General features: G+C 60.9%; 21 protein-coding genes. 9 read left to right on the forward strand and 12 right to left on the reverse strand.

Going from position 1 to position 21,327, the window contains the following annotated elements; all coding sequences use genetic code 11:
• Positions 1–156: 156 nt before the first annotated feature.
• From B9Z49_RS21685 to B9Z49_RS19870, 9 genes are all read right to left on the reverse strand, one after another.
• Entirely contained in the window at positions 157–360 is a 204-nt protein-coding gene (locus B9Z49_RS21685) for a hypothetical protein (RefSeq protein ID WP_146188572.1), read from the reverse strand.
• Complete coding sequence (locus tag B9Z49_RS19835; protein WP_108355170.1) at positions 339–764, reverse strand: barstar family protein; 426 nt, start codon at positions 762–764, stop codon at positions 339–341. The genes B9Z49_RS21685 and B9Z49_RS19835 overlap by 22 nt, the downstream gene beginning before the upstream one ends.
• A 30-nt stretch (positions 765–794) precedes the next feature.
• Positions 795–1,208 (reverse strand): ribonuclease domain-containing protein, encoded by a 414-nt coding sequence (locus tag B9Z49_RS19840; protein WP_108355199.1) that lies wholly within the window; start codon positions 1,206–1,208, stop codon positions 795–797.
• A gap of 154 nt (positions 1,209–1,362) precedes the next feature.
• Positions 1,363–3,666 (reverse strand): NADP-dependent malic enzyme, encoded by a 2,304-nt coding sequence (locus tag B9Z49_RS19845; protein ID WP_108355171.1) that lies wholly within the window; start codon positions 3,664–3,666, stop codon positions 1,363–1,365.
• A 200-nt stretch (positions 3,667–3,866) separates the two neighbouring features.
• Positions 3,867–4,472 (reverse strand): MOSC domain-containing protein, encoded by a 606-nt coding sequence (locus tag B9Z49_RS19850; RefSeq protein ID WP_108355172.1) that lies wholly within the window; start codon positions 4,470–4,472, stop codon positions 3,867–3,869.
• A gap of 7 nt (positions 4,473–4,479) precedes the next feature.
• Entirely contained in the window at positions 4,480–5,868 is a 1,389-nt protein-coding gene (locus B9Z49_RS19855) for an aminopeptidase P N-terminal domain-containing protein (protein WP_108355173.1), read from the reverse strand.
• 99 nt (positions 5,869–5,967) lie between these two features.
• On the reverse strand, positions 5,968–6,267 hold the full coding sequence (locus B9Z49_RS19860) for an addiction module antidote protein (protein WP_108355174.1): 300 nt from the start codon (positions 6,265–6,267) through the stop codon (positions 5,968–5,970).
• A 2-nt stretch (positions 6,268–6,269) separates the two neighbouring features.
• Complete coding sequence (locus B9Z49_RS19865; RefSeq protein WP_108355175.1) at positions 6,270–6,566, reverse strand: type II toxin-antitoxin system RelE/ParE family toxin; 297 nt, start codon at positions 6,564–6,566, stop codon at positions 6,270–6,272.
• A gap of 48 nt (positions 6,567–6,614) precedes the next feature.
• Positions 6,615–7,325, reverse strand: coding sequence for a nucleotidyltransferase family protein (locus B9Z49_RS19870; RefSeq protein ID WP_108355200.1), 711 nt, complete (start codon positions 7,323–7,325; stop codon positions 6,615–6,617).
• Between the two features lie 190 nt (positions 7,326–7,515).
• On the opposite strand from B9Z49_RS19870, the gene B9Z49_RS19875 reads away from it, so the two are divergent.
• Positions 7,516–8,610 carry an aromatic ring-hydroxylating dioxygenase subunit alpha gene (locus B9Z49_RS19875; RefSeq protein WP_108355201.1) on the forward strand — a complete coding sequence of 365 codons (1,095 nt, stop codon included), beginning with the start codon at positions 7,516–7,518 and terminating at the stop codon, positions 8,608–8,610.
• 28 nt (positions 8,611–8,638) lie between these two features.
• Here B9Z49_RS19875 and asd read toward each other — a convergent pair whose 3' ends face one another.
• Positions 8,639–9,502 (reverse strand): archaetidylserine decarboxylase, encoded by an 864-nt coding sequence (gene asd, locus B9Z49_RS19880; protein ID WP_108355176.1) that lies wholly within the window; start codon positions 9,500–9,502, stop codon positions 8,639–8,641.
• 93 nt (positions 9,503–9,595) lie between these two features.
• On the opposite strand from asd, the gene B9Z49_RS19885 reads away from it, so the two are divergent.
• The 4 genes from B9Z49_RS19885 (at position 9,596) to B9Z49_RS19900 (ending at position 14,742) form a co-directional block, all read left to right on the forward strand.
• A complete protein-coding gene (locus tag B9Z49_RS19885) occupies positions 9,596–10,525 on the forward strand; it encodes an ATP-binding cassette domain-containing protein (RefSeq protein ID WP_108355177.1) in 930 nt (309 codons plus the stop codon).
• A gap of 2 nt (positions 10,526–10,527) precedes the next feature.
• Positions 10,528–11,334: an ABC transporter permease gene (locus B9Z49_RS19890; protein WP_108355178.1), complete on the forward strand. Its 807-nt coding sequence runs from the start codon at positions 10,528–10,530 to the stop codon at positions 11,332–11,334.
• A gap of 266 nt (positions 11,335–11,600) precedes the next feature.
• On the forward strand, positions 11,601–13,763 hold the full coding sequence (locus B9Z49_RS19895; protein ID WP_233254733.1) for a TonB-dependent receptor domain-containing protein: 2,163 nt from the start codon (positions 11,601–11,603) through the stop codon (positions 13,761–13,763).
• 130 nt (positions 13,764–13,893) lie between these two features.
• Complete coding sequence (locus B9Z49_RS19900; protein WP_108355203.1) at positions 13,894–14,742, forward strand: 3-hydroxybutyryl-CoA dehydrogenase; 849 nt, start codon at positions 13,894–13,896, stop codon at positions 14,740–14,742.
• Positions 14,743–14,892: 150 nt separating this feature from the next.
• Here the strand turns inward: B9Z49_RS19900 and B9Z49_RS19905 are convergent, their stop codons facing one another.
• On the reverse strand, positions 14,893–15,510 hold the full coding sequence (locus tag B9Z49_RS19905; RefSeq protein ID WP_108355179.1) for a helix-turn-helix transcriptional regulator: 618 nt from the start codon (positions 15,508–15,510) through the stop codon (positions 14,893–14,895).
• A gap of 257 nt (positions 15,511–15,767) precedes the next feature.
• On the opposite strand from B9Z49_RS19905, the gene B9Z49_RS19910 reads away from it, so the two are divergent.
• The 4 genes from B9Z49_RS19910 (at position 15,768) to B9Z49_RS19925 (ending at position 19,957) form a co-directional block, all read left to right on the forward strand.
• Positions 15,768–16,583, forward strand: coding sequence for a crotonase/enoyl-CoA hydratase family protein (locus tag B9Z49_RS19910; RefSeq protein ID WP_108355180.1), 816 nt, complete (start codon positions 15,768–15,770; stop codon positions 16,581–16,583).
• Between the two features lie 125 nt (positions 16,584–16,708).
• Positions 16,709–17,473 (forward strand): metallophosphoesterase, encoded by a 765-nt coding sequence (locus tag B9Z49_RS19915; RefSeq protein WP_108355181.1) that lies wholly within the window; start codon positions 16,709–16,711, stop codon positions 17,471–17,473.
• Positions 17,470–18,909 (forward strand): bifunctional serine/threonine-protein kinase/universal stress protein, encoded by a 1,440-nt coding sequence (locus tag B9Z49_RS19920; RefSeq protein ID WP_108355182.1) that lies wholly within the window; start codon positions 17,470–17,472, stop codon positions 18,907–18,909. Before B9Z49_RS19915 ends, B9Z49_RS19920 begins: the two co-directional genes overlap by 4 nt.
• Positions 18,910–18,937: 28 nt before the next feature.
• On the forward strand, positions 18,938–19,957 hold the full coding sequence (locus B9Z49_RS19925) for a serine/threonine protein kinase (RefSeq protein ID WP_108355183.1): 1,020 nt from the start codon (positions 18,938–18,940) through the stop codon (positions 19,955–19,957).
• A gap of 120 nt (positions 19,958–20,077) precedes the next feature.
• On the opposite strand, the gene B9Z49_RS19930 is transcribed toward B9Z49_RS19925, so the two are convergent.
• Entirely contained in the window at positions 20,078–21,316 is a 1,239-nt protein-coding gene (locus tag B9Z49_RS19930; RefSeq protein ID WP_108355184.1) for an amidohydrolase family protein, read from the reverse strand.
• Positions 21,317–21,327 lie beyond the last annotated feature (11 nt).

The following is a 21,327-nucleotide window of genomic DNA, read 5'->3' on the forward strand; positions in this document are numbered from 1 at the left end:
GTACTTTGATAGGTTGGGAGTGCCAAGGCTGTCATGACCTCAAGCTCTCGAACCGCCGGGTGCGGACCCGCATGCCCGGTGGTGTGGCAGGGGTGGCTGCAATAATTGCGGCCCCCCTATGCCGATTTGGCCCCATCCAAGGGGGCATTCAGAACATCAGGCGGCTGCGAGCCAATATCCTGCGTTGAATGGGCTGCTCATGCGCAGCGCCAAGGGCGACACGTCCACCAATTTGTCGGTGGGCATTTTTTCGCCTTCTTCGATCGAGTCGACCATCACGGCGTCCTCGGTTTGTGCCTCAATCGCCCGTCCTGCTTGGCTGTTTTGCGCAGAACGGGCTACAGAAAAGAATAGAAGCATCGGAAGGGTATCTTCCGGTCTCCCCAATAATCGGCCGTGTCGCGGAAGATGTCCAACAATTGCTCGCGAGCTTCCTTGTCAAATTTGACGTGGGCAGGAATTTGCTCAAGCACCACAATAAAGCCAGGCTGTTGGCCCGACTTGTGCAGGGGGTCGGTCATGCAGTCGTACAAGGCATCGAAATTCTTGCCAAAGTGCGAGGGCAGTGTGAATTGCGCACCAATGAGGTCCAGCACATCCTGTTTGCTCTGGGCTTCGGCCAGGTTAGCGTACAAAAAGTGGTGGCCTAGGCCTTGGGCGGCTTCTTGCAAATCGCTCACGCGGTAGGCGCGAATCGACTGCACGATGTTCGACCGCACCCCCTTCAGGGGCGTCTCTTGGTCTTGAAGTGTCGGCATGTCCATCTCCGTGGTCTTTCTTGAGAACTAAAAAAATCAGGGTCTGTCAACGATCAGGCGAAAGCTCGCGTAATGGTCTTCGGTGTAGTAACAGGCATTCGGTTCTGTCGGCACAGGGCCGCCGCATACAATGCGGCGGGCTCCACGGTGACGCACGCCGGGTGTCCTGACGGTGTATTCGCGGTAGAAACCCCTCTCCTCGCGTGGCAAGAGTCGCTCGCGGTTGCCAAATACCGTACCGTCCTTTTCGAAGGGAAAAGGACTACCCTTGCGGATATTTTGGTAGGTTGTCTGGCCTTCACGGGGCAAATCAGTGACCAACAACGTGGTTTGAAGTTGCACCTCTTGGGGTGACCGTGCCTGCACCAAAAATGTGCATGCCAGCAAAATAAAGCCCATCAGCACAGCGAACCAGTACCGACGGGCCAAGGCTTGTTGTGCCACCCTCATGAATACACCTTTCAGAAGCATCCGGGTTTACCCGAAAACTCGAAGGCGCTAGTGTGTATCAAGTGCGATAAAAATGCAAGCGATTGCCCGTTAAATAGGCAAAGACAATTTGCTCATTTAAAGAACATGTGAGTGCGCACACCTGTTGGACAGGTCAACGAGCCGCGTTGGCGTCGGCCACGGTGAGCGCCGTCATGTTGACAATTCGGCGTACCGTGGTGCTGGGCGTCAATATATGCACGGGTTTGGCCGCACCCAAAAGAACCGGTCCAACGGCGATGTTGCCACCCGCGGCCGTCTTCAGCAGGTTGTAGGCAATGTTGGCCGCGTCCAAGTTGGGCAAAACCAGCAAATTTGCGTCGCCCATCAAGCTGCTGTTGGGCATGATGGCTTGGCGTCCCGCCGAATCCAGGGCTACGTCGCCATGCATTTCGCCGTCTACTTCGAGCCAGGGTGCATTTTGGCGCAACAAGTCCAGCACGTTTCGCATCTTGATGGCGCTGGGCTCGTTGGACGAACCGAAGTTCGAGTGCGACAACAAAGCGGCTTTGGGCTGGATACCGAAACGGCGCATTTCTTCGGCGGCCATGACGGTGAACTCGGCCAGCTGTTCGGCGCTTGGGTCGTAGTTGACGTGGGTGTCAACCATGAACACCTGACGGCCCGGCAGCATCAAGCCGTTCATGCAGGCGAAGGTGTTGACACCGGCTCGCTTGCCGATGACTTGGTCGATGTAGTTCAGGTGCATGGGGTTGGCGCCCCAGGTCCCGCAGATCATGCCGTCCACATCGCCTTTTTGCAGCAACATGGCGCCAATGAGTGACAAGCGGCGGCGCATCTCGATCTTGGCGATCTGTTGGGTGACCCCCTTGCGCTCGGTCATGCGGTGGTAGGTCTGCCAGAAATCGCGGTAACGGTGGTCTTGTTCGACATTCACCACGTCGTAGTCCAGCTCTTCCTTCAGGCGAAGGCCAAATTTTTCGATGCGCTCGGCGATCACAGCCGGGCGGCCAATCAGCGTGGGGCGGGCAATGCCTTCGTCTACCACGATCTGGGCGGCGCGCAAAACCCGCTCTTCTTCGCCTTCGCTGTAGGCGATGCGCTTGTTCAGGGCGCGTTTTGCAGCCGTGAAAATCGGCTTCATCATGGTGCCCGAGGCGTACACAAAGCCTTGCAGACGTTCCCGGTAAGCGTCCATGTCGGTGATCGGGCGAGATGCCACGCCAGAGTCGAATGCAGCTTGGGCTACCGCAGGGGCGATCTTCATCATCAAGCGCGGGTCAAACGGCTTGGGGATCAGGTATTCGGGGCCAAATGCCAGGGGTTCGCCCACATAAGCGGCTGCCACGACTTCGCTTTGCTCGGCTTGCGCCAACTCGGCAATCGCATGCACGGCAGCGATTTCCATCTCCAAGGTGATGGTGGTGGCGCCGCAGTCCAAAGCACCCCGGAAGATGTAGGGGAAGCACAGGACGTTGTTGACCTGGTTGGGATAGTCGGTCCGGCCGGTGGCCATGATGGCGTCGTCGCGTACGGCTTTGACATCTTCAGGGTCGATTTCGGGGTTGGGGTTGGCCAGCGCAAAAATCAACGGCGTGGCGGCCATGGACTTGACCATGTCCTGCTTGAGCACGCCCCCGGCAGACAGACCCAGGAACACGTCGGCACCGGCCATCACTTCGCGCAAGGTGCGGTGATCGGTTTTTTGTACAAACTGGATCTTGTCCTCGTCCATCAACTCGGTGCGGCCTTCGTAAACCACGCCCGCCAAGTCGGTGACCCAAATGTTTTCACGCGGAATGCCCAGCTTGACCAATAAACCCAAGCAAGCCAAGGCCGCGGCGCCTGCGCCCGAGGTGACCAGTTTGATCTTTTTGGGATCTTTGCCCACGATCTTCAGGCCGTTCAGGATGGCCGCGCCCACCACGATGGCGGTGCCGTGCTGGTCGTCGTGAAAGACCGGGATCTTCATGCGCTCGCGCAGCTTGCGCTCGATGTAGAAGCAGTCGGGTGCCTTGATGTCTTCGAGGTTGATGCCGCCAAAAGTCGGCTCCAAAGAGGCGATGATCTCGACCAATTTTTCGGGGTCTTTCTCGTTGATCTCGATGTCAAACACGTCGATGCCCGAAAACTTCTTGAACAACACGCCCTTGCCTTCCATGACCGGCTTGCTGGCCAATGGGCCAATGTCGCCCAGGCCCAGCACGGCGGTGCCGTTGGTCACCACGCCCACCAAGTTGCCTCGGCTGGTGTACTTGAAGGCGTTGGCCGGGTCTTTGACGATTTCTTCGCAGGGTGCAGCCACGCCGGGAGAATAGGCCAGAGCCAGATCGTGCTGGTTGACCAACTGTTTGGTGGCCGCGATGGCGATTTTGCCGGGGGTGGGGAACTCGTGGTACTCGAGTGCGGCTTTGCGCAGTTGGGCACGTTTTTCTTCTGCTTGGACCTTGTTGGTCATGGGGTTGGGCTCCGTTGTAGGGATGTGCTGTCAGGGCTGCCTGGATTCAGCAGACCAGATGCTTAGAAAGGAATTTGTCAACGCGCAAGGCGACATTCGTTCAATATTTTCATTGTAGACCCGGGATTCAAGCCTTTGAGGCTGGCCCATGCCCTTCTGAAGTGAGTTGGCTTTTGACTTTTGAGCACAAATGGCAGCGATCAGCGCAAATGCTTCCAGGCTTTGTGCTGCAAGGCTTCGGTCACGCGGGTCGTACGTGAACCCGCCAGCACTTGGCATGTGGCCCCGGCTTGCAAAAATCCGGGTTGCTCCACCGCCAAATAAAAGCCACAGCGCCCGCTTTGCACCATGTCTTTGGCGGCCAGGGCGTAGCCCATGACGGCGTTGAACTTGCCGCAGGGCTCGCGCGGCTGGGTGATGCGAAAAACGACATCACCAAAATCGATACGGTCGCCGATGAACAGGTCTTGTTCGAACAGGCCTTGCAAGCTCAGGTTTTCGCCCAAATAACCCGGAGCCAAGGGTTCTTCAAACATCGTCGCGCCATGAGTTTGACGCTGTGCTTGCCACCACGGCAGGTGCTCCGAAGGCAAGGCGTACACCGCTTTGCTCAAGCCGCCGTGCACCGACAAGTCAGCCTGCTCGTCACCCGCCAAGCCCAGCACCCCGACCGCGATGGGGCCGGAGACGGTGGTTTTCCCAATGGCGGACACCAGTTTGCGCCCACCCACCATCAAGGGGCGCACTTGGCCGGTCTGGATGGTGAGCAGCGTGCCCGAAAAACCGGGCCGCAAAGTCGGCTGCATGGGCCGTTTAGCCCCGCATCAAAGCTTCTATCTCGTCTGCCTTCACAGGCACGCCCCGCGTGATCAACTCGCACCCGGTGGCTGTGACGATGGCGTCGTCTTCGATGCGGATGCCGATGTTGTGGAAGGGCTCGGGCACGCCGGGTGCAGGTCGCACATACAGGCCCGGCTCGATGGTCAGGACCATGCCCGGCTGCAGGATGCGGCTGGGGCGGTCTTTGATCAGTTCGCCGCTCAGCGGGTCTTTGCGCTCGCTGATCTGGCCCACCTGCGAAGGCTCCACATAGCTGCCGCAGTCGTGCACGTCCATGCCCAGCCAGTGGCCAGTGCGGTGCATGTAGAACTGGAAATAGCTGCGGTTGGCGATCACATCTTGCGCGTTGCCCACCTTGTTCTTGTCGAGCAAGCCGACATCGAGCAGGCCTTGCGCCAGCACGGCCACGGTGGCCTCGTGCGGGTCGACAAAACGGGCACCTGCCTTGGTGGCGGCCACTGCGGCGTCTTGTGATGCGAGCACCAAGTCGTATAGAGCGCGTTGCGGTCCGGTGAATTTTCCGTTGGCAGGGAAAGTGCGGGTGATGTCGCTGGCGTAGCCGTCCAGTTCGCAGCCGGCGTCGATCAACACCAAGTCGCCGTTTTGGATCAAGGCGGTGTCGGCGCGGTAATGCAGCACGCAGGCATTGGCCCCGCCTGCCACGATGGAGCCGTAAGCCGGGTACTGCGAGCCGTGCTGACGAAATTCGTGCAGCAGCTCAGCGTCGAGGTGGTATTCGCGCACCTCTTGGCCCGCACGAAGCATGCTGGCGCTGCGCTGCATGGCGCGGATGTGGGCGCCGGCGCTGATGCGGGAGGCGCGGCGCATGATGTCTTGTTCGTGCGCATCTTTGACCAAGCGCATCTCGTCTAGCAAGCTGCACAGATCGCGCTGCTGCTCGGGGCACAAAGCACCATAGCGCACTCGCGCGCGCACCGACTGGAGCCAGCCGCTCACCAAGCTTTCGAGCCCGGTGTGGATGGCAAAGGGGTACCAGACGGTGCTGCGGTTTTCCAGCAGCTTGGGCATGTGCGCGGTGATCTCGCTGATGGGCAAAGCCCGGCTTACGCCCAAAGCAGTGGGTGCAGCGTCTGGCCCCAAGCGGATGCCGTCCCAGATTTCGCGCTCCAGGTCTTTCGGTTGGCAAAACAGCGTGCAATCGCCATCGGCCGTGATCACCAAACTGGCGTGCGGCTCGGTGAAGCCAGTCAGGTAATAAAAGTAACTGTCGTGCCGGTACAGGTAATCGCTGTCGCGGTTGCGCTGGCGCTCGGGCGCGGTGGGAATGATGGCGATCCCGCCTGCGCCCAATTGGGCAGCGAGGCGGGCACGGCGTTGGGCGTAGAGGGCGTGATGGCTCATGTCGGTGTTTTAGAAAGGGAGGAAGGGGATGGGTTTTGGGTTTGGGGTGACGGATTGGACAGCAGAAACTTTACCCAATCACTTTTCACAACAAGGCGGTCAATTTTGGCTTGCTTGTGCATGCAATTTCAGGCCCAGAGCACCCATGACTTTCAAAATGGTATCAAAGCTCGGAGCGCGATCACCCGACAATGCCTTGTACAAGCTTTCGCGGGAAAGTCCGGCGTCGCGAGCTACTTGCGTCATGCCCTTGGCGCGAGCGATGTCCCCCAAGGCCTTGGCAATGAAAGCAGCATCACCATCTGCATCCTCCATACAGGCCTCCAGGTAGGCCGCCATTTCTTCTGGGGTGCGCAAGTGTTCCGCAACGTCATAGCGTGTGGTTGGGGTGGTTGCCATTTTTATTCCTTCAGGTTTTTCGCCAACTTCAATGCGGTTTTGATGTCTACGCTTTGGCTGGATTTGTCACCCCCGGCCAAAAGAATCACGATTTCGCAACCATTCTGAATGAAGTACACCCGGTAACCTGGACCGAAATGCATCCGCAATTCGCATACCCCATCGCCGACAGGTTTCATATCACCGGGATGACCAGCCGCCAGACGTTCTATCCTGACCAGGATGCGTGCGCGACCCGTCAGATCGTTCATTCCATCGAGCCAGCGTGCATAAACATCGGTTTTGCGGATCTGGAACATGCTTGAAGTGTAGCCCAGTGGCTACTTATGTCAATCTGTGAATCCAATTCATGCGTTGAGTTGCGCGAGCCGCTCAGGGGTGCCCACATCGGTCCAGTCGCCCTCATACACCTCGCCCGACACTTGGCCCCGGTCCATGGTCGCGCGCAACAAGGGCGCTAAGGCCAGCGCCAAGCCATCGGGGTTGCCGGGGGGCAGGCCGCAGTTGGAAAAAAAAGCTTTTTTGTACAGCGCAACGGTGCTGAAGGTGTAAGCGCAGCCGGGGCTGCCTTTGGGCAGGTTGAGCACCTGGCCCTCAGCTGACAGGCCAAAGTCGCCGCCCGGGTTGTGCGCAGGGTTGGGCACCAGCCACAGGTGGGCCAGCGCAGTGCTGGCGCTAAAACCTGAGACGGCCTGTTGCGTGAACACCAAATCGGGGGCAAACACGTCGCCCGCCACCACCCAGAACACCTCATCGAGCTGCGGCAATGCCCGCACAATGCCGCCTGCGGTCTCCAGCGCGCGGCCAAAGTCCTGCCCTTCATGCGAATAACGGATCTGAACTTCTGGCACGCCGGGCCATTGGATGTGCTCACCCATTTGCACTGGAAACTGCTCGCCCAGCCAAGCGGTGTTGATCAGCTGTTGCACAAAGCCGCCCCGGGCCAGGGCCTGCATGGGCCAGTGCATGAGCGGCTGGCCGCGCACGCGCAGCAAGGGTTTGGGAGTCTGGTCGGTCAAGGGGCGCATGCGTTCGCCGCGACCGGCGGCCAGCACCATGGCATGGGCAGGTGGCTTGGCGATGAGCGAGGGCGCTTGCGATGGGGGGGCAAATGAGGTCGGCATTCCCGGATGTTGCCACGGACGCAGGCGCTCTCGGGACAGCCCTGGCCAAATGCCGCGCCCTAAACTTCGGCGTGAAGGCCGTTCGCAGCGGATGAGCCAGGCCGCCACCAGGAGACAGACCCCCATGACACGCCCCCCCATCAGCGTCATCACCGCCGCACAAAACGCCTCACAGCGCCTGGCCGATCGCCACACCCCTTTTGTCATGAACGACTGGTACGTGGCCGCCTTTGGCGAGGAGATCAAAGACCAACTGCTGGCCCGCATGCTGCTGGGCCGCCGTTTGGTGTTTTACCGCGCCAGCGACGGCAGCGTGGTGGCGCTGGAAGACCGCTGCCCGCACCGCTCCATGCCGCTGTCTGCTGGCACGCTGGATCAAGACACCATCGTCTGCGGCTACCACGGCCTGCGTTTCAACACCGAGGGGGACTGCATCGAGGTGCCCTCACAAGCCCATTGCCCCCAAAACGTGGGCATCAAGGCGTATCTAACCCACGAACGCGGTGCGGTGGTCTGGATATGGATGGGGGATGCGGATCAGGCTGACTTGTCCAAATTGCCGCAGCAAGAATGGATGTCCGATGCGCACTGGGAGCGCTCACAGGGCTATTTGAGTTTGCAGGCCAACTATGTGCGCTTGCACGAAAACCTGCTGGACTTGACGCATTTGAGTTTTTTGCATGCCAAAAGCTTTGGCACGCCAGACTATGCCAAGGCCGCTTTTGAGTTGGAAATCGGTGATAGCCAATTTGCCTTGCTGCGCAACGTGGTGCCGACGACGCTGCCGCCGGTGTGGGGCGTTCCCACCGGCCTGACGGGTCAGGGCCAGGCGGCCCGCATCGTGCGCTCCGAGTTCCGCAGTCTGGGCCTGCACGAGGTGTCGGTGCTGTTTTACGACTGCCATCTGAGCGAGACGCAGCGCCCGCAGTTTCGCATCCGAACGGCTCACATGCCCACGCCCGAGACCGCCACCAGCACGCATTACTTCATTGTGCACGGGCGAGACTTTGCGCTGGACGATCCAGGCACCACCCGCTTCATGCACGATCAGCTGTTTGTGGCTTTTCAGGAAGATGTGGACGGCCTGGCGCTGCAGGAGCTTGCCCTGGCCAGCACGCCCGCCGAAGATTTGTACGAATTCTCAGTCGCTGCCGACGCACCGGCGGTGGCCATGCGCCGCTATGTGTTGGCGCGCCAGCAAAAAGAAGTCAAGGCCTGAGCCGACCAGGGCTTGATGCGCCAGCGTTTTAGACGCTTGTGCCCATGGCCTCGCCCATCACGATGGGGCGGTTCGGTCTCCAGTCAGGGTTGAACTGCATCACCCCGCTCGGGAACAGCATCACCACCGTGGAGCCAAGCAAAAAGCGCCCCATTTCTTCGCCCTGCGCCAAGGTGATACTGCCCATCTCGTAGGTCCATTCGCGCACCTTGCCCGGGCGTGGCGGGTTGACCACGCCGTGCCACACGGTGGCCATGCTGCCCACAATGGTGGCCCCCACCAACACCATCACAAAGGGGCCTTGCTCGCCCTCAAAAACGCACACCACCCGCTCGTTGCGGGCAAACAATCCCGGCACGCCGCGTGCCGTGGTCGGGTTGACCGAAAACAAGTCACCCGGCACGTAAACCATGTGCGTCAGGCGTGCCGCACAAGGCATGTGGATGCGATGGTAGTCGCGGGGGCTGAGGTAGAGCGTGGCAAATTCGCCGTCTTGAAACTGCGCCGCCAGCGCTGCATCGCCACCTACCAAAGCGCGTGTGCTGTAGCTGTGGCCCTTGGCCTGAAACACCTGATCACCCGCAATCGCGCCGCACTGGCTGATGGCCCCGTCGACGGGAGAAACGAAAGCCACTGACGCCAAGGGCCGGGCATCGCCCCGCAGCGGGCGCGTGAAAAATTCGTTGAAGCTCGTGTAGCTGGCCGTGTCGGGGTTGGCGGCCTCCATCATGTTCACGTTGTAGCGCTTGACAAACCAGTTGATGATGCCCGTGGTCGCGCCGCCCCATTGGCTCCCCGCGACCCAGCCGGCAAAGGCGGTCAGGGCTTGTTTGGGCATCAGGTACTGCAGCAGTACGGCCAGGCGATCCGAAAAAGAGGGGGAACTTGACATGAAGGGGCCGCAAGCGCGGTGCAGAAGAAGGCCCTGATTTTATCGGTCACCCGCAAACCTGCTCAGGCATGTGGTCACGGGCACAATCCGTGCATGAACACCCCCTTGCTATCGGTAGAACATCTGGTCAAGCGCTACGGCGACGCCACGGTGGTCAACGACCTGTCTTTCCACATCGAACCCGGCGAATGCCTGGGCGTGATCGGCCCCAACGGCGCGGGCAAAACCACCACGTTGCGCATGTGCCTGGGCTTGTCTGAGCCGAGCAGCGGTGAGATCCGCTACTTCGATGGTCTGCAAATGCCGGGTGATGCCCTTGCCATCAAAGCCCGCCTGGGCGTTGTGGCGCAATCCGACACGCTGGATCCGGACTTCACGGCAGAAGAAAACCTGCTGGTGTTTGGCCGGTACTTCGGCATACCCGACGCCGTGATCCGCGAGCGCATTCCGCAACTCCTGGAGTTTGGCGCGCTCAGCCATAAAGCCAAAGCCAAGCCGGGCGAGTTGTCGGGCGGCATGAAACGGCGATTGAGCCTGTCGCGCGCCCTCATCAACCACCCGCAGCTCTTGATGCTGGATGAACCCACCACGGGCCTCGATCCACAGGCGCGCCACCTGATGTGGGAGCGGCTGCAGGTGCTGCTGCAAGAGGGCAAGTCCATTTTGCTGACCACCCATTTCATGGACGAGGCCGAGCGCCTGTGCGGACGCCTGTTGGTGCTCGACCAGGGCCGAAAGATTGCCGAAGGTGCACCCCGCGATTTGATTGCTGAGCACTTGGAGCCCGATGTGGTTGAGGTTTTCGGCCAAGGCGCTGTGCCGCTGGCGCAAGAGGCCAATTTGAAGTCGCTGTCCGGTCGGGTTGAGGTCAGCGGTGAGACGGTTTTCTTTTACACCCAAGACAGCCGTGCCTTGATGCATGCACTGGAGGCCTGGCCCACGCTGCGCACGCTGCACCGCCCCTCCAATCTGGAAGACCTGTTTTTGAAGTTGACCGGACGCCAGATCCGAGAGGAAGGCTGATCATGAGTCAAATCCAAAACAACATCTGGGCCGCGCCCCGCTTGTCCATGCGCTGGTGGCCTGTGTTCTTGCGCAACTGGCTGGTCTGGAAAAAACTCGCCATCCCCAGCTTGGTGGGCAACATCGCCGAGCCACTGATGTGGCTGGTGGCCTTTGGCTATGGCATGGGCGCGCTCATCGGGCAGGTCGAGATGGACGGCGAAAAGGTGCCCTACATTTTGTTTTTGGCCAGCGGCAGCATCTGCATGAGCGCCATGAATGCGGCCACCTTTGAGGCGCTGTACTCGGCGTTTTCGCGCATGCATGTGCAAAAAACCTGGGACGGCATCATGAACGCCCCGGTGCGGCTCGATGACGTGGTGCTGGCCGAAATGCTGTGGGCCGCGTTCAAGGCGCTGTTCAGCGTCACCGCTATTTTGTTGGTGATGCTCGCTTTAGGCATCAGCCACAGTTGGAAGCTGCTGGTCGCCTGGCCAGTGCTGCTGGGTGTGGGCATCACCTTCAGCTGCATGGCCTTGATCTTCAATGCGCTGGCCAAAGGCTACGATTTTTTCACTTACTACTTCACACTGTTCCTCACGCCCATGATGTTTCTCTCGGGCATCTTTTTCCCGCGTGAACAACTGCCCGCGTTTGTGCGTGTCATCGCCGATTGGCTCCCGCTGTCGGTGGCGGTCGATTTGGTGCGCCCCATGTTCTTGGACCGTTGGCCAGAAGAACCCGTGCGTCTGGTGGGGGTGCTGGCGGCGTTTGCGGGGGTATCGTTTTGGGTGGCGCTGGCGCTGACGAGGAAGCGGTTCAGGAGTTGAAGGTGGGTGAAGGCACAAAGTGGGTGGATTGTTCACAAAAATGATTGGACGTGTTGGTCAAGTGAACTTTCCATGGCGATCCACGTCATCTAAAAAACGAGAAGATGCTGATAAGGGCTCTTCACTTTGGATCGTCGCCAGACCATGCTGGCGGTCAGCTGTCGTCTAAGTGTTCACCTGTGCGGAGGGCTTGGATAAAAATCATGCAGAGTGCCTTGGCCCTTTTGCCGTAGCTTTTTTGACGCCCTATTCAGAAAGCCCTGTCCGTGAACGATGCCATCCGTTTTGCCCACCCACAGTTGGCGTTGGCTGTTGCCTTGTGTTGCGCATGGGGCGCCCATGCGCAGGATCCTTTGGCGCAAGCCAAGTCAGACCCGGGTGCACTGTCACCTGTGGTGGTGACGGGCGAACGGTCTGGGGGTGGGTTGTGGCGCGGCGCAGCGTCCATCGATGTGGTCGATGGCGATGCTTTGCGCGATGGGCAGGCCCAGATCAATTTATCAGAGGGCTTGGCCGGTGTGCCGGGCTTGGTGATTCGGAACCGGCAAAACTACGCCCAGGACTTGCAAATCTCGGTACGCGGCTACGGCGCACGCGCCACCTTTGGCGTGCGCGGCGTACGCTTGTTTGTCGACGGCATCCCGGCCAGTGCGCCCGATGGTTCTGGCCAGGCGGCCAACTTCCCGCTGGGCAGTGCCGACCGGGTGGAGGTGGTGCGCGGCCCCATGACAGCGCTCTATGGCGCATCGTCCGGCGGAGCCTTGCTGCTGTACACCGAAGACGGCCAACGGCCTGCGCAGTGGCGCACCGGGCTTGTGGCAGGCTCGGACGGTCTGTGGCGCTTGTCCACCCAGGCCACGGGCCAAACCGGCACGGCGCAAGCACCCGGTTGGTCCTACGCCGTGGACCTGAGCCGTTTTGAAACCGACGGCACGCGGCCCCAATCGGCTGCTGACCGCAGCACGGCCAATTTGAAACTCTCGCGTCGGCACGAAGGTGGCCGCACTGTGCTGGTGTTCAACCGACACAGCAGCTCGGCACTTGACCCACAAGGCCTCAGCCGAGCCGAGTTCGACGCCAATCCAGACCAAACTAATGCAGGGGCGCTCAGCTTCAACACCCGCAAAACTGTCGCGCAGACCCAATGGGGTCTAGCCTTCGAGCAAGCGCTTGGCGGTGCTCACAAACTGGAGCTGATGGGCTACAGCGGTCAGCGACAGGTCGTGCAGTACCAGTCCATCACCACGGGCGCACAAGTTCCCGCAGGCAGCTCGGGCGGCGTGATCGATCTGGACCGCGATTACTGGGGCTGGAACGCCCGCTGGCGGCACGAGAGCGACTGGCAAGGCGGCCGTTTGTCGCTCAGCGCTGGCGTGGCCTCTGACCGCCAAAGCGACAGCCGCAAAGGCTATGAAAACTTCATCGGCACCACCGTGGGCGTGCAAGGCAAGCTGCGCCGCGACGAGGTCAACCGCGCCCAAACACTGGACCCGTATGTGCAAGCCGAGTGGCGCACACAGGGCCTCACGCTCATGGGCGGCGTGCGCCAGACCCGCACCGAGTACGAATCCACCGACCTTTACATCGTGGGCACCAACCGGGACGACAGCGGCCGCAAGGACTACCAATCCACCTTGCCCGTGCTGGGTGCGCGCTGGCAGATCAACCCGACGTTGCAGGCTTTTGCCAGCATTGGCAAAGGTTATGAAATCCCCACCCTCAACGAAGTGGCCTACCGCAGCGGCGGGGTGTCGGGCTTCAACACCGAACTCAACGCCGCCCGCAGCACCAGCGCCGAGCTGGGCCTGCGTGGCCGCGCTGACAAGCTGCGCTGGAGCGCCACCGCGTTTGACATCCGCACCGACGACGAGATCGTGGTGCAAAACAACACGGGCGGGCGCACCACGTTCCAAAACGCGGGGCGCACCCTGCGCCAAGGCCTGGAGTTGGCGGGCGAATGGCGCAGCGGCCCTGTCACGCTCACCACGGCCTACACCTGGATGTGGGCCAACTACCAAGATGCCTTCATGACCTGCACCACAGCGGGCTGCCCCAACGCCACCCCGCAGGTGCAAGTGCCGCAAGGCCACCAGATTCCAGGCCTGCCCCCACAGCAGCTGTTTGCCCAAGCGGCCTGGGACACAGGTTGGGCGGGCAGCCGCGTGACGCTGGAAGCGCGGCACACAGGCCGGGTGATGGTCAACGACCTGAACACCGACGCAGCGGCGGCACACACCTTGTTCAACCTGGGTGTGCAGTTCAAGCAAGAGCGGGGCGACTGGACGCTGCGCGAGTTCATTCGAGTCGACAACCTGACCGATCAAAAGCATGCGGGCTCGGTGATCGTGAACGATGGCAACGGCCGCTTCTTTGAGCCGGGTGCGGGCCGCAAGCTCATGCTGGGGCTGGAGGCGCAGCGCCGGTTCTGATGGGGATGCTCGTCAGGCCGGTTTTGCTGGCGACGTGCTGCCCCGGCTTGATTTGGCTGTCAGCCAAGCCCCTGTCCAGCCCCGGTAAGATCATTCCTTTTGAGTCTCCCACTTTGAAGGAATGAAGAACATGAGCATCCAGACCGTAGGCATCATTGGCGCAGGCACCATGGGCAATGGCATTGCACAGGCATGCGCCGTCTCTGGCATCCAAGTGGTGATGGTCGACATCTCGGACGCAGCCGTGGCCAAAGGCGTGGCCACTGTGGCCAGCAGCCTGGACCGTCTGGTCAAGAAAGAAAAGATCAGCGAATCCGACAAGGCCGCAGCGCTGGCCCGCATCCAAGGCTCCAGCAGCTACGACGACCTCAAGGGTGCCCAGTTGGTGATCGAAGCCGCCACCGAAAACCACGAACTCAAGGTCAAGATCTTGAAGCAGCTCGACGGCATGCTGGCCCCCAATGTGATCATCGCGTCCAACACCTCGTCGATCTCGATCACCCAGTTGGCCGCTGCCACGCAGCGCGCTGACCGCTTCATCGGCATGCACTTTTTCAACCCCGTGCCCATGATGGCGCTGGTCGAAATCATCCGAGGCCTGCAGACCAGCGACGCGACGCACGACGCGGTGCACGACATGGCGCTGGCACTGGGCAAGACCCCCATCACCGTCAAGAACGCTCCCGGCTTTGTGGTCAACCGCATCTTGGTGCCCATGATCAACGAGGCCTTCTTTGTGCTGGGCGAGGGCTTGGCCGAAGCCGAAGCCATTGACGCAGGCATGAAGCTCGGGTGCAACCAGCCGATTGGCCCGCTGGCGCTGGCCGACATGATTGGTCTGGACGTTTGCCTGGCTGTGATGGAGGTCTACCTCAAGGAGTTCGGCGACAGCAAATACCGCCCCAGCCCGTTGCTCAAAGAAATGGTGGCTGCAGGCCGTTTGGGCCGCAAGACCGGGCAGGGCGTTTATAAGTACTGAGCTTGCCGTATTGCGGGTCTGACGGGGTCAAATCCCATGGTTCTGTAGGGCACGAGCCAAAGGCATTACGTCCGTTGCGGGCGAAGAATGCAGTTTGGACTTTTTTACGAGGCCCTTGAGCCCACCATCGGACCACGGCGCCGCAAGGACTCAGTGACTTTTGTTGTCCTGAACATCCGCCACGCGAAGAAACAGAGCGCTGGAAAGAGGGGCAGTGGGCGCGCCTTCATGCGCTGCCGAGCCCATGTCGAATGCACCGGAGCGGTATGCCTGAGGGTTGTTCAAGCGCTCGCCAGCCCTTTTGGTTTTCAGCAGGTGCAGTTGTGCGGTAGGCGTGGGGACAGCTCGCACGATTACACGACCTAGCAGTATTTCTGACCAGTCCGTGCCCAAAAATTCAGCCACCCGTTGTGACGCCTTGAGGCGCAAGCCAGGGGTGTAAAACAGCGTGTCTTCTCCAGTTTCAAGTTCGTACAGTTGCCAAACCGTGATGCAAGCTTTGGATGCCACAACAGAAGCTTCCAGCCCTTTGTGGATGCGCAAGCGCCGCAACACACGGCCAAAGGGGTCATTCGTGTCTGAATTTTGATCGCCGATGAAAGTCTCAAGGTTCTTGTTGGCTTGTAGCAAATGGCGCTTAATATGCAGGGACTTCACCTGTTTAAGCACTGTTGAGCGGCTACCCTCGTTAGGAATTTCGACGTTCGGGTGCTCTTCTTCATGGGCTATTTTGGCGAGCTGAAAATGAGATTTAATGTGGGGCTTCATGGCGCAAAATGTAAAATTTCTGAATTCAGATTTGCAAATTTAATTTCGATGATTTAAATCTTATTGTTATTTTTGATTTTGTAAATCCCCCAAATGGGTAATTGTCATAAAAATGATTCCTCATCAGCGACAGCCCGTGTTGAAACCTGGACCGCCTTCAGCGGCGATCAGTGAAAACCCCTGGTTGGGGTGCCTGCGATGGCGGTGATTCAGGCCTGTCACCCGTGTGAAGCGCTGGCGGTGTTTCCCGCCCTAGCATGCTGATCATGAACACCACCCCCCACCCCGAAGGCCAGATTGATTGCACCGTGCACGGTGCAGTCCTTCAAATTTCCATCAACCGCCCCGCCAAGCGCAATGGCTTTACGCCCAAGATGTTCCGCGAGTTGGGCGAGGCGTACACCCGGCTCGACGATGACCCTGCCCTGCGCGTGGGTGTGCTGTGCGCTGCAGGTGACCATTTCACCGCAGGGCTGGACTTGCCCACCATCGCCCCACTGATGCAGCGTGGCGAAAAGTCGGTGCCGCTGGGCCTGGTGGATCCCCTGAACCTGGGCATGGAAGGGTATCGCCGCCGCGTCAAACCCATGGTGGTGGCGGTGCAGGGCATCACCTACACGCTGGGGATTGAACTGATGCTGGCGGCCGATATCGTGGTGGCGGCCGATGACTGCCGGTTTTCGCAGTTGGAGGTGCAGCGCGGCATCATGGCCACGGGCGGTGCCACGCTGCGCATGGCCGAGCGCGCAGGCATGGGCAATGCGCTTTTGCACTTGCTCACGGCCGACGTGTTTGACAGTGCCGAAGCCCTGCGCCTGAACTTTGTGCAAAAGGTGGTGCCTGGGGCGGGTCTGCTGCCCGAGGCCATGCGCATCGCCGGGCAGATCGCCGCGCAAGCGCCGCTGGCGGTGGTGGCTACGCGGCAAAACGTGCTCAAGGCGGTGGAGCACGGTTCTTTGGTGGCCATGCACGACTTCATTCCGGTGCAAAAAATGCTGTCCAACAGCGACGATGCGGCCGAGGGCGTGCGTTCGTTTGTGGAAAAGCGCGCGGCCCGTTTCACCGGCACCTGAAGCCCTCATCGGCTGAATTTCCGGACGCCTTGATGCGTGTCAAGGCCTTGAGGGTGCGCGGGAGGCAAGATTGGCTTCAGCCCTATCGCAGATGATGGGGCCTTCCCCCTTTTTAAGGAGATCCAATGCGGCTGGCTTTGCTGTCAGATCTGCACGCCAACCGTCAAGCGCTGGATGCCTGTTTGTCCCATGCCCGATCGGAAGGCGCGGACAACTTTGCTTTTTTGGGCGATCTGGTTGGCTATGGTGCCGACCCGGTGGGGGTGCTGGACCAGGTCATGGCCTTGCAGGCGCAAGGGGCCTGGGTGCTGCAGGGCAACCACGATGCGATGGCTGTTATGCCGCCCACGGGCGATGTGTCCCTGGGGGCCAGCTCTGCCGCCTGGACGCACGCGCAGTTGAACGAGGCGCAGCTTCACTTTCTGGCGCATCTGCCCCTGACCGAAACCGTGGATCATGTGCTGCTGGTGCATGCCAGTGCCGACAAGCCCGAGACCTGGCGCTATGTGGACGGCGAGCGGGCCGCCAGGGCTTGCCTGGACGCAGCCAAGGCCGTTGGGCTGGTCGGGCTCTTGCCCCCCCATGTGCTGGTGGGCCATGTGCACCACCAGACCTTGTATTACCAAGGTGCTGGGCGTGGCCTGATGCCTTTCAAGCCCACACCTGGCGTGGCCGTGCCGCTGCCGCGTTCGCGCACCTGTGTGGCCACAGTGGGCTCGGTCGGGCAGCCGCGCGATGGCGACCCCCGGGCCATGTACGCCCTCTATGACATGAGCGCTGGGCGTTTGACTTTTCAGCGCGTGCCTTACGACCATGCCGCTGCAGCGCAAGCCATTCGGCAGGCCGGCTTGCCCGAGTATTTTGCCCACCGTTTGGAGACTGGACGTTGAAACTGCTGCAGCCCGGTGAAGTCATCGACGGCTTCGAGATGGAAGAATGTCTGCATGCCGGTGGCATGGCGCATATTTACAAAGTGAGTTACGCGCCTGCCGCCGATGGCACGCGCCGCGAGCCCGAATTTCCCATGGCCATGAAGATCCCGCGCATGACCGCAGGTGACGGGGCCGAGAACATCATCAGTTTCGAGATCGAACAACAAATTATGCCCACGCTCACGGGGCCGCATGTGCCGCGCTTTGTGGCGGCGGGTGATTTGTCGCGTATCCCGTATCTGGTCATGGAATATGTGCAGGGGCAAACCTTGCAGCACTGGCTGGACCGGGGTGAGCCGCTCGCGCCCGATGAAATCGCCCGTTTGGGGGCGGCCATGGCCAAGGCCGCGCACAGCCTGCACCGCCAGAACGTGTGCCACCTCGATCTCAAGCCTGCCAACGTGCTGATCCGCCCCGATGGCGCGGCCCTGCTGCTCGACTTTGGCTTGTCGTGCCATGGGCATTACCCGGATTTGCTGGCCGAAGAGCTGCGCAAGGCGGTCGGTTCGCCGATTTGGATTGCGCCCGAGCAAGTGGTGGGTGTGCGGGGCGACCCGCGCAGCGACGTGTTCGCCTTGGGCGTGATGCTGTACCAACTGACCACGGGCGCAACGCCCTTTGGCGAGCCCGCCACCGCAGGCGGCATGCGACAGCGTTTGTGGATGGACCCGGTGCCTCCGCGAAAGCGCCGCCCTGATGTGCCCGAATGGCTGCAAGAGGTCATTTTGCGATGCCTGGCCCCCGTGGCAGCAGAGCGCTACCCCTCTGCTGCGCACCTGGCGTTTGACCTGACACACACCCAAGACATTCGCATCACCGAGCGTGGACGGCAGACTCAGGGCACGGGTTTTGTGGCGCATTTCAAACGCTGGCTGCGCGCCGCTGGCATGCAGTACCAGCCCAGCCCTTTGCCTTCGCAAGAAATCGAGCAGGTGCCCATCGTGATGGTGGCGGTGCCCTACAAAGATGTGAGCGATGCCACGCTGTACTCTTTGCGCGAAGCCGTGTCGCGCTCGCTCGGTATCCGGCCCGGGGCGCGGCTGGCGTGTGTGACCGTTATCGGTACGGGCGACACCAACGCGACCGAGTCGCACAAAAGTGAAACCAGCGTGCACCGATGGCACCTCACCCGTTTGCAGCAGTGGGCGCAGCCGCTGGACCTGAGCGACCACCAGACCTCGTTCCATGTGCTGGAGTCGGGCGATGTGGCCGATGCGCTGGTCAAGTACGCCGAAGGCAATCAGGTCAGCATGGTCATCCTGGGCGCGGCCACGCATGGGCTGCAAATGCAGCGCTTTGTGGCCACGGTGCCGATCAAGGTGGCCATGGAAGCGCCCTGCACGGTGATCCTGGTCAAGCCCAATTTGCCTTTCGAGCAACTGGCTGCCGCTTGAGTCCTGAGGGCTGCGCCACAATCGGTGCATGACCGAACCGAACGCCTTGCATCCCTACGCTGAACTCACCCCGGACCGGGTGATGGACGCTTTGACCGATCTGGGCCTGTGGCCCGACGGCCGTTTGCTGGCGCTCAGCTCTTATGAAAACCGCGTGTACCGTGCGCACCTGGACGAGCCGGTGCAAGGCAGCGCGGCGGTGGTGCTCAAGTTTTACCGGCCTGGCCGCTGGAGCCGAGAGCAGATTCAGGAAGAACACGACTTTGCGGCCGAGCTGTTGGAGGCCGAAGTGCCTGTGGTGCCACCCATGGTGCTGAACGGCCAGACGCTGCACCAAAGCGCCGGGTTTGACTTTTCGGTCAGCCCCTTGCGCGGCGGCCGCACGCCCGAGCTGGACGATTTTGAAGTGCTGGAATGGATCGGCCGTTTTCTGGCCCGCATCCATACCGTGGGCGCGGCCAAGCCCTTTGCGCACCGCCCCACGCTCGATGTGCAGACCTTTGCGCTCGAGCCCGCCGAGTGGCTGCAAACGAACCAAATGATTCCTTTGGAGGTTGAGCGCGAATGGCGAGAGGCCTTTGCTGCGGCCCTGGCCATGGTGCACGAAAAAATGACGGAAGCTGCGTCAAGCCGATGCTTGATTCGTTTGCATGGCGACTGCCACCCGGGCAACATTTTGTGGACGCCTGCCGAGCTGCCCGGTGGCGGCCCACACTTTGTGGACTTGGACGATGCCCGCATGGGCCCGGCCGTGCAAGACCTGTGGATGCTGCTGTCGGGCGACCGAGCGCAGCGCACGCAGCAACTGTCGGCTTTGCTCGATGGCTATGAACAGGTGCGTGACTTTGATCGGGCCGAGTTGCGCTTGATCGAGCCGCTGCGCACGCTGCGTTTGATCCACTACAGCGCTTGGCTGGCGCGGCGTTGGGAAGACCCGATTTTCCCGGTCAACTTTCCGTGGTTTGGCACCCCCGACTACTGGCGTGGCCAAGTGCTGATGCTGCAAGAGCAAGTCGAGCAGATGCAGGAAGCACCGCTGGTGGTGTGAGCGCACCAAAGCGCAACACGGATATTTGTAGGTCGGTGGCTTTAGCCCCGACACTGAGCCGGGTCAACGTCAACGTCGGGGCTAAAGCCGCCGACCTACGGGGGCAGCAGGTCTGGTGGCTCAAGCGGGCAGGCCTTGCTTGTAGAACTTGCCATCCTTCATGATCGACAGGATATTCTCGCCCTGACCCAGCAGGCACGAAATGTCGGTCATCGGATTGCCCTTGACCAGCAGCAAGTCGGCTTTGGCACCCGGTTTGATCACGCCCAATTGGCCTGACATGTTCAGCAGTTCGGCCGCGTTCACCGTGGCTTGCTGCAAGGTTGCGCCTGCACCCAGAATGCCTGCGCGGATGCGCAACTCATCGGACTGGTGGCGGTGTGATTCGCCCAACAAATCGGTGCCCAATGCCATCTTGACGCCAGCCTTGGCCAATATCTCCAGCGCTTTTTGGCCTTGGCTGCGCACAGTTTCGATTTTGGCCACCGAGACAGGTGGCAAGCCCAGGCTGGCACCCTCGCTGGCCAAAGCCTCGTAGGTGATGAGGGTGGGCACCATGAACGCCCCACGGTCGGCCATGAAGGCGCAGGTGTTGGCGTCGATCAGGTTGCCGTGCTCGATGCTGCGCACGCCAAATTCCACCGCCCGGCTAATCGCCTTGGGCGTGTAGGCATGGGCCATGACATAGGTGCCCGCGTGTTCGGCTTCGTCCACGATGGCACGGATTTCGCCTTCGGAGTAGCCCAGGTAATGGATCGGGTCGTTGGGCGAAGCCACGCCGCCCGAGGCCATGATCTTGATCTGGTTGGCGCCCTTCATGATCTCTTCGCGCACGGCCAGCCGCACGTTGTCCACGCCATCGACCACACGCGCCAGCGCCCCCACGCGGGTGGAGCAGGCGCAGCTTTCCAGCTCGTCGCTGCGCGGGCGTCCGTCGCCATGGCCGCCGGTTTGCGACAGGGCGCGGCCTGCGGCAAAAATGCGCGGTCCCTCGACCAGATCGGTGCGGGTGGCCTCGGCCAGGTTCCAGTCGGCACCCCCGGCATCGCGCACGGTGGTGAAGCCGCGCATCAGCATGCCCTTCATGATGGGGATGGCCCGCAAGGTGGCAAACACATTGGGCTGTTGGCTGTTGTAGGTCAGGTTCAGGTGCGAGGCGATCACATGCACATGGCAGTCGATCAGGCCGGGCATCAGGGTCAGGCCCTGGGCTGAGATGGTTTGCGCGCCTTCGGGGACGGGCAGCTTGGGGCCCACCGCCTGGATCTGTCCATCCTTGACCCACACATCGGTGTCTGGCAAAAATTTCAGGGTTTCAACATCCAGCACATTGGCCGATTGGATCAGGATCGAGGTCATACAGCGTTTCA

This window comes from Limnohabitans sp. 2KL-51, assembly GCF_003063645.1.
Lineage (GTDB): Bacteria > Pseudomonadota > Gammaproteobacteria > Burkholderiales > Burkholderiaceae_C > Limnohabitans_A.